The sequence below is a fragment of the Neobacillus drentensis genome, from assembly GCF_036965425.1.
In the GTDB taxonomy this organism is placed as follows: domain Bacteria; phylum Bacillota; class Bacilli; order Bacillales; family Cytobacillaceae; genus Neobacillus; species Neobacillus drentensis_F.
In genome coordinates this window covers 75,992-90,817 of record NZ_JBALPP010000023.1, presented here as the reverse complement: position 1 = coordinate 90,817, position 14,826 = coordinate 75,992, and the positions used below count along the sequence as shown (strand labels likewise).

Genomic DNA, 14,826 nt, shown 5'->3' with positions numbered 1-14,826 from the left:
AAAACTTCACCTTTTTCTAAATGAATGTCGATTTAAAATAGGGGGTTCATCATAAACACCCCCTATTTTAATAGTTAAATAAAATCTCCTATATTATTGAATTAGTAAGGTTCCATCTTCATTAACTAACTCGATTGTATAGGTTTCCTTATGTTTACGATCCTCAGATGTTACGATAATTTCCACTTTGCCAGGCAAGGAAACAGGAAGGTTAATTTGTGCATCCGCGAAAAGGTCGTTTGTAATTGCCTTTATATTTAAATCCTTATGCACTCTGCCATTCATTTCCACTTGATAGGTGCGGGTATCAGCCTTAAAGTCTTTAAGTGGCTTCCCATTAATCAGGACATTTTCAAGCGTCGCATCCTCCCCTGCACTTGGAACAGAAGTTTCTCCAACACCCCATACCATTAGTTCTGAAATGGCTATACATGTGTTCGGCATTGCCTGCATCATTGCCCGAATCTTTGAAGTTTTGAGAGGCTCAAACGAAAGATTGATTTCTTTTTTAGCCGCCACCTCAGTTTGAGTCCCTTCAATATCAACCCATGCACTGCCATTCCAATATTGCAGCACGAATGATTGTGCTGGTCTCGTACCGCCGCCATCATCATAGAAATGGAAATCTACTTTTGAAATGGTCTCTTCTTTGCCAAAATCAATCGCAACCCAGTCTTCTTTTCTCCAATTGTTTGGATCCCAGTTCGTCCAGCGGACACTGGAGATAATTCCATCAATTATGTTTGAGGCACTGTCGTACATTCCCGTGAAGGAAGCACTTGCTTTCGGGAATTCATTTCCAGATTTCTTCAATGCAAGATTTTTCAAAGCGGGTTTTACAACCTGAACCTCTGCAAATGCTTTAACTGGGCTGTATGGATTTTTTCCTCTCACTGTAAATTTGCCTAGACCAGCATAAAGTGAAGGATCAATTTCATCCCATAGAATTGCCACCGTACCTTGAGATCCGTTGGTTAATTTGGCGGTTGCTTCTTTTGGTAAAATTGGTGCTACGCCTGGAGTCGTTTTAACTTTGACAGGCTCGATACTCTCAATCTTAGAAACAATGACTGTTGCAACAGCCTTTATTTTTGCGCCTTCTACCTTACCCTCAACAGTAAAGACATTTTCTCGATCATAGAGGGCTGGATCAATTTCATTCCAAATGACACTTTTCAAAACTCGATCCCCATCACCGTATATTGCCGTTATTTCATTAGGCAGAATGGGTGCCGTTTTTTTCTTTGGCACGACGACTTCTACCGGTTCGATTTTGGTAATTCCCGCTTTAACCAGCTTCCATACCTGATTATTGCCGGCATTCGGCTGCCATACCGTTGCACGGGCATCCTCCGCTTTTGATTCCCCGCCAATTTCAAGCAGTTTGCCATCTTGTGCATTTACAAAAGTATATTCTCCATTTCCATAGGTTGATAGAATCCATTTTTGACTTGGTAGATCTTCATCTTTCTGCAAAATGGCTGAACCGTTTTCAACTCCAAGCACCTTGCCGCTTGCCAGATGGACAATTTTGTACATCTCCTTGTTGCTGTTGCCATTTGTGACTTTTTGAATTCTCCAGCCCTGAGTATCTTTATCATGAACCTTTGTTTTTTGTACAATCGCTGCTTGATCCTGGGCGATGTCGAGAACTTTCCCGCTGTTTTTATTGATAATATTGTAGTCTACATCGGAATCGACAACATTTTGACCAGGGGCAACACCTGATACCTTTGAAACTACAAAAGTGGTAATCGATTGAGGTTTAACGACAGCTGATAACTTTTTATCCGAGATTTTAATGGCAGATCCCTTGGCAATATTATCCGTTGCCGACGTTATATATGGAACAGCTTCGGCATCTTGTTTGACTGTTTTAAATCCCGATAAGTCAAAGTTCAGTGCTTTTTCCTCTGTGGTGCTGTTTGTATAAACTAAGACAAGTGATTCGTCCTGTTTATTGATGGCTGCTAATGTACTGCTGCTGTTTGAATTGATGACTTGTGAACCTGGTCGGATAAATTTGCTGTAGTTCCCCATTGCATAGTATTTTTTATTTTTATAAATTTTTACATTGCTGAAATCCTTAGGGTCAAAATCAACTTGAATTAGTCCCCAGTTTCCATTTTCATGTTCTGGGTTCATATTCACTTCATCTTCGATTGCCTGCCATAGCACCCATGCCTCTGGTTCAAGCTTTTGAATATCGCTGGTAATCCGTTCAGATAGGCCAAGACCTGTTCGAATATCGGTATGATTTTGTCCAATGCCTCCTGGACTGAGATCTACCTCTGACATCCACAGCCTCTTGCCGGATGATTTGGCAATATCCCGCACGCCAATTTGCTGTTCAGGCCAGTACGTATGTACATTTAATCCCCCGATATTGGCACGTGTTTCCGCATTATATTGCTCCCAATCACTTATAAACGCTTGCGGAAGGGATTCATCCATTGCAGAAACAACTGTATTAAGTTGTTTTTCAGCTAACTGCTTTTTCACCTCGTTAATGATTTTTGCCTGTGATGCCACTGGCCAGTTGGAGCCTTCCTGTCTCCCCAGTGCTTTCCAAAAGCCTGACCAGGGTTCATTAATTGGTGAAAGCGTTTTAAATTCAATGTCTAGATCTTTTTGTAAATGATCAACGACTGTTGTTAAGTATGAAGCAAAATTTTTGAACTGGTCAGCCTTTAAATTTTCCTCCCACGGATTAGTGTTCCCTGAAACATAGCCACTTCTAGTCATAAAATATGGAGCAGAATTGGAGAAAGCTTCAAACGTGTCTGCACCCCTTGATTTAGCAGCTTCCAGCCACCAGCGTTGATTTGCATCGGCATTCCAATTCCAATGGTCTGGATTCTTTGGATCCCACCAATTTTCTTGTTCCTTCCATCCAGTGGTATTTCCTACTGGAGGGCCAAATTCTGCCGGCCGGTTCCAGTAGCCAGGGACTGCCCCGCCTTTACGCATATAGGGTGCTGTCTCTGGCGAATCACCGCCGCCAATATTATAGCGGGCAATATTAAAATTCAGCCCATCTTTCCCGAAGAGATCGTCTGCCAGCTGGTTTTTAAGTTCATCCGGCCAGCCTCCAGTCACATTCGCAAACCAGACAAGCGCCGTTCCCCAGCCATCAATAGGCTCATGCTGATAGCTTGGGTCCAATTTAATAGCCTCTTCATTAGAATTGACTTCAACAGAATTTTCCTCGGCAAAAGTCTTTTTAGATATGACGGGTGAAACCACCCCCATAACAAGTAATACGACCATGCAATACGCAAATATTTTTCTGTCAAACCTCTTTATCAACATAATACAAATCCTCCCCTTTAATAGTTCTGACGTACATTTCCTGACAGTTAAGGAATTCGATGTTTACTCAAAGATGGATGATACTAAATCTTTCATATCCTTGACTGATGTCCATAATTCCGGGCATTACGGAAACAGTAATGCAATAATTCAGATCATGTCATCACCCCCCTAAATACAGAGATTCACTCCAAAATCCTTTCTAAAAAATGGTCAATCTATCAATGAAGCATTTATCAACCTTTTCCGATAAATACTATACTAGGGTAGGGTTTATTTTGTTTAAATAACATACTAATCTAGTAAAGAGCCCTGTTTGAACTCTTTACTAGTCATTATCGTTTTGTAATACTTAAATCCGATGAATCATAAACTCAAATTCCATATCCTGTTCTGCATGAATGAGATGTTCGTCGTGAACTGGTGCACCCCAGCTGTCGTCCCCTCCGACGCCCATCTGCCTGCCGGCCACCGTCACCACGGTATAATGAACATTCGGCAGCTCGAAAACATGCTGAGCATTCTCAAGTTCAAATGCTGTATAAGGGGAGAAATTGCATTCAAGCGGTTCTGTCACTGAAGAAATTCGGATTCCTTTTCCCTCTTTGTCCGTCACGCTCACACGGCGTACTCCGGTTCGGTTGCCTGATTCCTGCGGCATCACATAGCCGGAAAGATTATCAGCTACATGATTTTTAAAAATACCTAATCTTGCTCCCTTGTTTCGATCAGAGTAATTCTCTTCTGGCCCCATCGAATACCATTCAAGCTGGTCATAATTTGCTGGAACCTTAAAGGACACCGCAAAAATCGGCAGCTGCGATAATTTCTCGGAACCTTTATACTTAGATCGAACCTTGACGCTTCCATCTGGATAAACAGTGTAAACAGTAATTACCTCAATATCATCGTTAATTGAGAATTTATAAGTAAAACTAACGCTTACATGACCGCTGCTTTCCTCCAATTCGATCTTTACACACTTTCTAGCCAGGCTCGCAGCATACCAAAGCCCGGAATGGTAGCTCTGAGAAAAGCCTCGATCATTATCCGTTGTCGCTCTCCAGAATAATGGTGCCGGTGGAAGAGCAATCATTTCTCTGCCAGCATAGTTCAGTGAAATTAAACTTCCAACTTGCTTCGAAAACATCACCGTAAAATCTCGGCCGTGAACACCAATATTGACATCACCATTGACTGCCCTCAACTCTCCCTTAACAGGAACAGTTTCCCTTGAACCCGCCTGATATACAAACTGTCCAAAGGCAATCTCATACCCTGCATCTGCCCAAAGTGTGTTTTCCTTCAGCTTTAGTGATGCTTGAACAGAATACTCACCCGAAAGGTTATCAATGTTATCAGGTAAATTGAATTCATAGTACCCCTGACTTTGAGGTTCTACAGCCGCTTCAAGAGTGTTTCGGTACAATTCCTCACCTTCAAAGAAAAGAGTATATTCAAGCACAAAGTCTTCTGTATTGGAGAACAGGCTTTCATTTTTGATTGTAACCCCGTTCTTATCCGGTACCAGCTTGAAATTTTGATATAAAAATTTTACTTCCTGCATTTTTGGTGAAAGCTCACGATTTGCATACACAATGCCATTCGTACAGAAGCCGTAATCAGTCGGACGATCTCCAAAATCCCCCCCATAAGCAAGGAACTCCCTGCCATAACGGTCATTCTTATAAATCGCCTGATCAATGTAATCCCAAATAAATCCGCCTTGGTACATTGGATACTTTTGCTCTAAGTCCGTATATTTGTACATGCCGCCAAGCGAATTTCCCATTGCATGCATGTACTCACAGCTAATATAAGGCTTTTCTGGGTGTTCCGTTAAATACTTTTCGATGTCCGCAGGCTTTGCATACATCCGGCTTTCCATATCACTTGTATCATTGTAAGCGCGATTGTGAAATACACCTTCATAATGGACAAGCCGGCTTGGGTCTACCTTCTTAAAATATTTTGAGACATTAAGGATGACTTCCCCGGCATAAGATTCATTGCCACAGGACCAAATTAAAATGGATGGGTGATTCTTATCCCGCTCAACCATCGAGATCGCACGGTCCATGACGATGGACTCCCATTCCGGCTTATTGCCCGGAATGTTCCAGGATGGCTCAACAGCCCCCATCTTTTGCCATGATCCATGTGTTTCCAAATTCATCTCGTCGATGACGTAGACTCCGTACTCATCACATAACTCGTACCAATAACTCTGATTCGGATAATGTGAGGTGCGAACTGCATTCATATTGTGACGCTTCAGGGTTTTAATATCCCACAGCATATCTTCCTTTGTAATCGCCCGGCCGCGGCGTGGATTAAATTCATGACGGTTTACTCCTTTAAACACAATCCGTTTCCCATTTAAGCACATAATCTTATCCACAAGTTCAAACCTTCTAAAGCCGACCTTTTGGGGTACTGCCTCTGCCAAACTTCCAGATTCATTAAAGAGTTGAATATATAATTTGTATAAATATGGACTCTCTGCACTCCATAGCTCTGGATTGTCCAGTTGGAGTGTTACCGTCCATTTTCCATTAAACTGTTCACCATTTGTGCTCGCCACCCGAACTCCATTGGCATCAACTAATTCCGCAGTGATCTTGGAAGCAGTCCCTTGAATCTTGATATCCGCAGCAAGTGTACCTTTTGTGAAATTTGCATCCAACTCAGGACGAACATGTAAATCTGTAACATGTACCTCAGGAACCGTGTAAAGATACACATCACGGAAAATACCTGAAAATCTCCAAAAGTCCTGATCTTCAAGCCAGCTTCCAGTGCTTCTTTGGTAGACCTCTACGGCAAGCTTATTTTCTCCATCCACAAGGTAAGGAGTAAGCTCAAACTCCGCAGGGGTAAATGAGTCCTCACTATAGCCGACAAATTCACCATTCAACCACAAATAGAAGGCAGATTCCACTCCTTGAAAGGAAATATAAACCGGCTTATTTTGCATATTGGCAGGAATATTAAAAAATTTCACATAGCTGCCCACTGGATTATGATCCGCAGGAATTTCCGGCGGACGGATTTCATTGTGCCCATCCCAAGGGTACATCGTATTTACATATTGCGGTTTCCCATACCCTTGGAGCTGAATATGTCCAGGAACGGAGATATTTCCCCAGCCAGAGCAGTTGAATTCGGGCTTATAAAAATCGCCCGGACGGCTGTTCGGATTGACACTGTAGGTAAATTTCCAGTCTCCGTTTAAACCATGACGCCACTCCATTGAGGCTGCATTTTTCGCTTCTTCCATTGTCTCGTAATAGTAGTGATCCGAGTGTGCAGGGAGACAGTTAACAGCGAATACATTTAAATCTGTCAGCCAGTCTAATGATGGAATGGTTTTCATTGTTTTAGAAATCGTTGACATGATCTAGTACACTTCCTAACTATTTTTATTCCACTATTTCACAGACCCCATCATTCCGGCAACAAAATGTTTTTGCATTATAAAGAAAATAAGCGCTGCCGGCAGGGTTGCAATTACTATCGCGGTCATAATTACTCCAAAGTCAGGAGAGTAGCTTGAGCCAAGGTTAGAAATCAGCAGAGGAATTGTCTGATTTTCAGGAGATTGCAAGATAACAAGCGGCCATAGATAGCTATTCCAGCTCGCCATGAACGTAATAATAGCCGCAGCCGCATAAGTTGTTTTCATCGTAGGAACATAAATTCTAAAAAAGACACCCAATTCAGTTAATCCATCAATCCTTCCTGCTTCCAGTATTTCCTTCGGGAACATTTTTGTGCTTTGTCGAAAGAAAAAGATAAGAAAAGCAGTGGTGACGGTTGGCAAGATTACGGCTGACAATGTATCAATGCCAATCATCGGAACTGATTGTGATATTGTCCCAAACATCCGGAATAACGGAACCATCAGCGCTGCAAATGGTATCATCATGGAAAGAAGCAAAAAGTTGAATAAATAGTCTTTTGTCCTGCTTTTAAAAATCTCAAATCCATAGCCAGCCAACGAGGCAATCAGCATCGCAAGAACTGTTGTAATAATCGAGATTTTAGTTGAGTTGACTAATGCTGGGATAAGATCAACTGTATCCAACAGGTTTTGAAAATTCTCGATAAAATGAGTTCCTGGCAGCAATCTTCCCTTCGTTACATCCACAGACTTGTTGGTAGAACTAACAATCATCCATAAAAATGGGAATACGGAAACAATGGAAGCGATAATAAGGACTGTATAGCTAAAGATCCGTTTACTCATTTTTATCACCTGCCACTTTAAACTGAATAATCGAGAAGATGACAATCATAATGACAATGGCATATGAAACTGTAGCTGCATAGCCAAAATCAGGAGTATATTTAAACGATAAATTATAGATGTATTGAGAAATCGTCATCGTCGCATTTCCTGGTCCGCCTTTGGTAATATTCATGACTTCATCAAACAATTGAAGCGTACCAATGGTTGAGGTAATCGATGTAAATAGGATAATAGGCTTCAGCATTGGAATCGTAATTTTGAAGAATTGCTGGATTGATGAAGCTCCATCGATTTTCGCTGCTTCATATATGGATTCATCGACGTTTTGCAGCGCAGATAAATAAAAGATCATGTTATAGCCAGTCCATCTCCACGTAATCGCCACGATGATCGCAATTTTTGCCCAGAGGGGGTCTGTCAGCCACTGAATCGGCTCAGAAATAAGCGAAAGCTTCATTAACATAATGTTGATAATGCCATCCTGTCCGAACAGATACTTAAAGATAACCGAATATGCGACAAGCGAGGTTACACAGGGAAGGAAAATAGCAGTTCGGAATAATCCCTTATACTTCAGCGTTTTATTATTCAGTAAAACAGAAAGAAATAAAGCAAGAATGATCATGATAGGCACTTGAATGACGAGATAAATAACAGTATTTTTCACTGTCGTTAAGAATGTCGGATCCTTCAATAACCGTGCATAATTATCAAGACCTGTAAAGGTTAGATTCGCGCCAGTACCAGATTGAAAGGATAAGATAAGTGCTTGAACCATTGGATAGAAATAAAATAAGCAAATCATGAGAGATGCAATCGTCACAAAGGACCAGCCGATTGCAGTATTTTTCGCTCGAATTTTTCGGCCTGATTTTGCCGTTTTCAGCGCCTGGTTTTGATTAACTTTAGCTGTAATCACTTCGATCGACTCCTTACCTTGTCAATAAAAGAAACAGCCTCAGAACGAATCGCCTGATCAAACAGTTAGCTCCGTTACCGTTAAACCGTATAGGAGAAGCCGGCGAATTTCCGAGGCTTACTTCTTTATTATTTTTTAGATGTTAGGTTTATTTAATTTGTTCTTCGGCTTGTTTTTGAGCGTCCTCTAACACCTTATCAAGGTCTTTTCCTTTAAGGTAGTCCTGCATTCCAACTGCTAAAATATCTTCAATGGCATACGTATGCAAACCATAGTTTACTTGTGGAATTTGCTCAGTCCAGTTAGCAAAATCAGTAATGATTTTTTGTCCTCCAAAGAAATCATCGGATGCCTTATAGGCTTCGCCTTCTGCAGCTGGCTTGTAGGTACCAATGGCACCGATTTCTTTATTCAATGTCTGGTAGAAGTCAACATTGGAACCAAAGGTTTTAGCAAGGAAATCAACTGCTTTTTCTTTTCCTGGAACGTTAAGGACGTACCAAGAGCTTCCGCCTAAGTTTGAAGCGTTAACTGAATTTGCAATTCCAGATTGTTTTGGCATTGGCACAACTGCCCATTTGCCAGATTGGGAGGCTTCAGATTTAATGGATGGTGTAATCCAGTTCCCAGTTGGAACAGTTGCAACATCCCCGCTGTTAAATCCTGCGACAAACTGGCTCCAGTCAGAAACAGGTTTCACTAAATCAGCATCTAAAATTTCTTTGTATGTTTTGAATGCTTCTTTTAAAGCTGCATTACCAGCTAAGTCAGGTGTAACCCCATCCTTCTTTAAATACCAAGCACCACTTGACTGAATCATCATGCGGATAAGTCCAAGGTCTTTTGGATCCTGTGTCAGCATGACTTTACCTGTTGCTGCTTTTACCTTTTTACCAATCTCAATGTACTTATTCCAGTCGATATTTTGTAAATCAGCTACTTTGTAACCTGCTTTTTCTAAATAATCCGTTCTAACATATAATCCGGTTACGCCAGTGTCGAATGGAAGTCCATAGTTTTTGCCGTCCAAGCTGGTTGGAGCCATTTTATACTGAGCAAAGTCTTCTGGTTTGAAAGAACCGGTCAGTTTCTGGAACATGTCCGGATAGGCTTTCAAGAAGCTTTGCGCCCGATAATCCTCAATCAACACAATATTCGGCAGGCCTTTCGTCGTACCAGAGCTTAAGCTGGTGTTTAGCTTTTGAACGATGTCTGCCTGAGCGTTTTCAACCACTTTAATCTTAAGATCAGGGTTTTCAGATTTATAGGCTTCTTTTGCCAGATTCATCGCTTTAATGTTAAAATTTGGGTCCCATGCCCATACGGTAATTTCCTTCGTATCTTTTGACTCGCCCGAAGCTTGTTTATTCTTTGATCCAGAAGAACAAGCAGTTAAAAGTAAAATACTTACTAAAAATAGTGCTAATACTTTTTTCATTCGATATTCCCCCCAAGCGTATCTAATGTGTTTTTGTAAGCGTTATCTCCTTACATGTACTATCGTAGCACCTGCTGGGGCTTCACCGTTAGGACGATATTTTTTAGAGTTGGTAATATTTTTACGAGTTGAATGCGCTTCCATTTTAATAAATTTGTACTATTTTTAGATTCTATGATTTTTTTTACAAAGTCGAAGAAGGAAGCGTGATCCGGATTTTTGTCCCTTCACCTAGTTCACTGGAAATGGTTACCCCGAATGCTTCCCCATAAATAAGCTGAATGCGTTCATGGACATTCCGGACTCCAATGCCGGAGAAAAGCGCCTGTTTTCGCTTCGTATTCGGAAGTTTATTTTCTGAGGAAACTTCCATTCCGTCTCCGTTATCGACCACTTCGCAAATTAAGTTGGCACCCTCCTGCCAAACAAGAACATTGATATACCCATTAGCCTTTTTATTAAAACCATGAAAAAAAGAATTTTCGATGAAAGGCTGTAAAATTAATTTTGGGATTTGATATTCCCTGCAATCCGGTGAAACGAAATAGTTTACTTTTATTCGGTCCCCATATCGTTTTTGATTGATTAACACGTAATTTTTTAAGTTCTCTAATTCCTGTTGAACTGTAATGGTTTCACTGACATTGCCAATTGTATTCTGCAGCAAGGATATCAGGGCATTAATAACTGCCTCTGTTTCTTCCTTCACACCCTGCAGAACCATGAATTTAATGGAAGTCAATGTATTGTATAAGAAATGTGGATTAATTTGCTGCTGCAGAGCAGCCAGTTCTGCGTTACGCTGTTGTTTCTGCGCCAAAACCAATTGTTCAACATAATCATGCAGTTCATTAAGCATTGAGTTAAAGGCATTGCCAATTTGTCTTGTTTCATAAGTGCCGGTAACAGCAACATATTGGTGGAAGTTGTGTTTCGGAGCATTTCCGATTTGCTTCACCAGTTTCGAAAGCGAATTTGTTACTCGTCTAGAGGCTAAAAACACGATAATCAGGGCTGCAAGAACAATTCCCATCGAGATCAGGACAATCGCCTTTTTATTAATCAGATCGCCGACTGCCTTTTGTTTATCAATGATATTAAAAAGGAACATATCGAAGGATGGAAGGTATTCCATCGTGATAATTTGATCCTTTCCCATGAATTTTTCGATGGTGTAATCCTTTGAGCCTTTTTCAATTTTAGCTGCATAGTTTACAAGCTGCTTATCTTTTTTTCCAATGAGCTTCGATATGTTACTCGACACAATCACTCCCTGCCTATCTGCCATGACAACGTTATTTCCAGGTGTAGTGTAGCTCGAGTAAAACTTTCTGAACTCTCTCTCTTGAATCGCAAAATACATTGAACCATAAATCGTTCCTGATAATCGGTCCATCAGTGCTTTTGAGGCAACAATGACATTGCCATCACCATCCTCTGAAGTCTGGACTAATCGGTGGTCATACTGATACAAGAGCCTTTTCGGGTTGTTAAACGTATTGCGAGTCAGATGACTATACTTTAATTCTTCATCTGATATTGGCCAGTACCTGCGATCAGTTGCGTAGCTTAGCCCATTTTTCCCGGTAACAATGATCTCAACTTCATAGGCGTCTAGATTGGATTGAATATGTTCCATTTGCTGGCCTATCGTAAATATGGCATTCATTTTTTCCGTATTGGAGCCTTCCTCCGTTAGGATTTTCTTGAGATTGCCGCTTTGCAGGAGGTTGTTTGACGCAATTACGATTGAATAATGGAACGACTCGAAGCTCTCTTTTACTTGATTCATCACCTTCGAGTTCGTAATACTGAACTTTTCAAAAAAGAATTTCTCCGACATGCGAATGGTCATCCACGTGATTGTGATGGAAACGATTACAATCATAAGAACTGTAATGAGGAACATAATGATAAACAGGTTGTTATGTTTAAAGCGATTTGGAATAAGCCTCATGGATATCATCTCTTATCTTAAGGTTTGTTTTCGTTTGTATTGGCTCGGTGATACTCCCTTAATTTTCTTAAATACCTTACAAAAATAACTGTGATCAGAATAGCCGACCATTCCGCTGATTTCGGAAATGGATACTGTCCCTTGGATAAGCAGTTTAGCCGCTTCCTCGATCCGAATCTTATTCAAATATTCAATAAACCCTTCATTATTATGGGTTGAAAAATAGTTTGATAGATACGAAGGATTAAAATGAAATTGTTTGGCGACATCCTTCAGGGTAATTGGTTCTGCGTAATGGGTCCTTATATACTCCATTATCTTTTTCATGTTTAGATTGTCCGGCTGAGTTTGGGACGAGAATATACATGCCTTGGCTTCCTCGATAAACTGATTCAGCAGGGCAGCAGTTTCATCCGCATTGCTCGCATCTTCAATCGATTTAAAATACGAATATCTGGCATTCTCTAATTCTTTAACGTTATATTCCATATTACTTAAAAGGATGGTTATGTTAAAAATAATGTTTCCAAAGAAAGCCTTATATTCATAAACCTCTGTTGTGTAACTTTTTGATAACAAACCAACATGTTCAAGTAAATATCGGAATGCCTCATCGAAATTCTTCCGTTTAAATTCTTCTGTAAACCAATCCAAATTGAAACTTTCCTGCTTGACCGGCAATTCCGGCAAATCCCGTTTCGTTAAGAATTGCTTATGAGGGAAATAAAAACGATAGTTTATCAGCTTTAACAGACTTTCTTTGTAGATGGTTCCTATTTGAGAAAGTTCAATGAATTCTTCTGATAGCACCAAACTAATACTAGGATTCGCTTCTGCAAATGAGCAAGCCAAACTAATGACTCGATCCATATTTTCTTTGTTCACATTCAATAAAAGCACATGGATATTTTGGTCAAATTGAAATGAGTAGTGTGCCGCTTGATCGATATAATGGGGTATTGCCTCCTCCAATTTTGTTTGAATGTCATTGCGAAGCGTCTTTAAGTCAACACCCAATAGACAGTATTGGCTGTATGGAAAAGAATTTAACACTGAATTCATATCATAACTTGCTTCATATCCTGAGACCAGCTTATGTATGATTTGTCCTAAATAAAGTCGAGCATCTGTATTCCTGGCCACTTTCTGAAACGCTGGAATGCGGCTTGATGCTGTCTTCAATGCTTTTAATAAGTTTTGTGCATCCAGCTTCGGTTTTAAAATGTAATCAACGACGCCATTTTGGAAGGTGGAGCGAACATAGTCGAATTCGCCGAAACTGCTCAGGATGATAATTTCGATTTGAGGGTATTGTTCCTTGACGATTCTTGTTAATTCTTCACCATCCATGATGGGCATGACAATATCGGTAATGATGATATGGGGGTTCGTCGACTCTATTAATTCAAGAGCTTCCTGCCCGTTTGAAGCCTCCCCCACAATTAAGAAACCTTCCTGTTCCCAATCAATATAATGTTTTATCCCTTGCCTGATTAGCATTTCATCGTCTACAATCAGCGTTCTGCAAAGGTTCACTTCTATCATCCCAATCCCCCCTGATGGTTCCATGTTATAGAAATATCTAATATTTATTTTATAATACAATAATATCTGAAATAGCGTTGAAAAAGTTTCCACCATATTGAGGGCTGTTACTTTTTAAGGCTTACATGTGATATGATTATAAGTAGGTAATGCAAAAAAAGGCGTGATGTAATATGAGTTACGATACCAAAACCGGAAGCTTCGAAAGAATGAAATCGCTTAATCAATCCACTGTTTTAAACATGATCCGATTAAGAGAACCGATTTCGAGAGCGGAAATTGCCAAATTAACAAAGTTGACACCGCCGACAGTCAGCTCCTTAGTTAGTGAATTAATTGAAAAAAATCTGATTACTGAGGAACAATCGATAAGCTCAAAGGCAGGCGGAAGAAAGCCAATATTGCTTCGAATTAACTATACAGCTCATTATATAATCGGAGTCTATGCAGCCGCTGAGGTTATCCGTGTTATTTTGACTACAATGGATGGAAAAATTGTCTTTGATTTTAGTGAGGATATTACTGAACTACCTTCTAAAAACGAATTCGTGATCATGGTTATAGAATGCATCCAACATGTTCTAAATAATACGCCTATAAAGAAAGAGCTAATCTTAGGCATCGGATTTGCAATGCATGGATTAGTGGACCCTGATAAAGGTTTAGCCATTTTTTCTCCGCACTTGCATTTAGAGAATATACCGATAAAGGATAGCTTAGAAAAAGAATTCGATATTCCTGTTATTGTCGAAAATGATGTACGCGCATTAGCCAAAGCGGAAAGTTGGTTTGGACAAGGACAAGGTGTGTCTGATTTTATCTCTCTTAGTGTAGGACGAGGGATTGGTTCAGGTATCTATATTAATAATGAAATTTATAAAAGCTCATTTAATACGGCAGGAGAAATAGGACATACCATTTTAGATGTCAACGGTCCAAAATGCCAATGCGGGAATAACGGCTGTTTGGAAGCTTATGCATCAGAATCGGCCATCCTTAACAGAGTAAGGGCTGAAGTAAAGAATCATTCTGATTCGATTCTTCATGAATGGTTGAAGGATGGAAAAGATGAACTTGATTTAAAAATGGTTTTTAAAGCTGCAAGGGAAGATGATTTCTTTGCTAAATTAGTATTAGAAGAAGCCGGCCAATCCCTCGGACTAGCTGCAGCCAACATGATCAATATTCTTAAGCCAGCAAAACTGATTGTGGAAGGAAGTATTTTCGAAGCAGGAGATTTTGTTTTAGCTCCACTTAAAAAAAGTATCGAAAAATACACTTTTAAAAGCTCCAATGAAGATATTTCTGTTGTGTGTTCAAACTTGGGAAAAACCGGTATGGTATTAGGGGCAGTAACCTTGGTCTTACAAAAAATGTTCAAAACAGATGAAATATAAAAAAGA

At 40.1% G+C, this 14,826-nt stretch carries 8 protein-coding genes; 1 reads left to right on the top strand and 7 read right to left on the bottom strand.

Annotated features, from left to right (window positions below; genetic code table 11):
• Positions 1 to 93 precede the first annotated feature (93 nt).
• The 7 genes from V7161_RS07075 to V7161_RS07045 form a co-directional block, all read right to left on the bottom strand.
• On the bottom strand, positions 94 to 3,312 hold the full coding sequence (locus V7161_RS07075; RefSeq protein WP_335443492.1) for a glycoside hydrolase: 3,219 nt from the start codon (positions 3,310 to 3,312) through the stop codon (positions 94 to 96).
• A gap of 352 nt (positions 3,313 to 3,664) precedes the next feature.
• Positions 3,665 to 6,709: a glycoside hydrolase family 2 TIM barrel-domain containing protein gene (locus V7161_RS07070; protein WP_335443491.1), complete on the bottom strand. Its 3,045-nt coding sequence runs from the start codon at positions 6,707 to 6,709 to the stop codon at positions 3,665 to 3,667.
• A 33-nt stretch (positions 6,710 to 6,742) separates the two neighbouring features.
• On the bottom strand, positions 6,743 to 7,561 hold the full coding sequence (locus V7161_RS07065) for a carbohydrate ABC transporter permease (protein ID WP_335443489.1): 819 nt from the start codon (positions 7,559 to 7,561) through the stop codon (positions 6,743 to 6,745).
• Entirely contained in the window at positions 7,554 to 8,369 is an 816-nt protein-coding gene (locus V7161_RS07060; RefSeq protein ID WP_335443539.1) for a carbohydrate ABC transporter permease, read from the bottom strand. Before V7161_RS07060 ends, V7161_RS07065 begins: the two co-directional genes overlap by 8 nt.
• A 262-nt stretch (positions 8,370 to 8,631) precedes the next feature.
• Positions 8,632 to 9,921, bottom strand: a complete 1,290-nt coding sequence (locus V7161_RS07055; protein ID WP_335443486.1) for an ABC transporter substrate-binding protein — start codon at positions 9,919 to 9,921, stop codon at positions 8,632 to 8,634.
• Between the two features lie 184 nt (positions 9,922 to 10,105).
• A complete protein-coding gene (locus tag V7161_RS07050; RefSeq protein ID WP_335443484.1) occupies positions 10,106 to 11,878 on the bottom strand; it encodes a sensor histidine kinase in 1,773 nt (590 codons plus the stop codon).
• Between the two features lie 12 nt (positions 11,879 to 11,890).
• On the bottom strand, positions 11,891 to 13,423 hold the full coding sequence (locus V7161_RS07045; RefSeq protein ID WP_335443482.1) for a response regulator transcription factor: 1,533 nt from the start codon (positions 13,421 to 13,423) through the stop codon (positions 11,891 to 11,893).
• Positions 13,424 to 13,596: 173 nt separating this feature from the next.
• Between V7161_RS07045 and V7161_RS07040 the strand changes: the two genes are divergently transcribed.
• Positions 13,597 to 14,820, top strand: coding sequence for an ROK family transcriptional regulator (locus V7161_RS07040; protein ID WP_335443480.1), 1,224 nt, complete (start codon positions 13,597 to 13,599; stop codon positions 14,818 to 14,820).
• Positions 14,821 to 14,826: the final 6 nt, after the last annotated feature.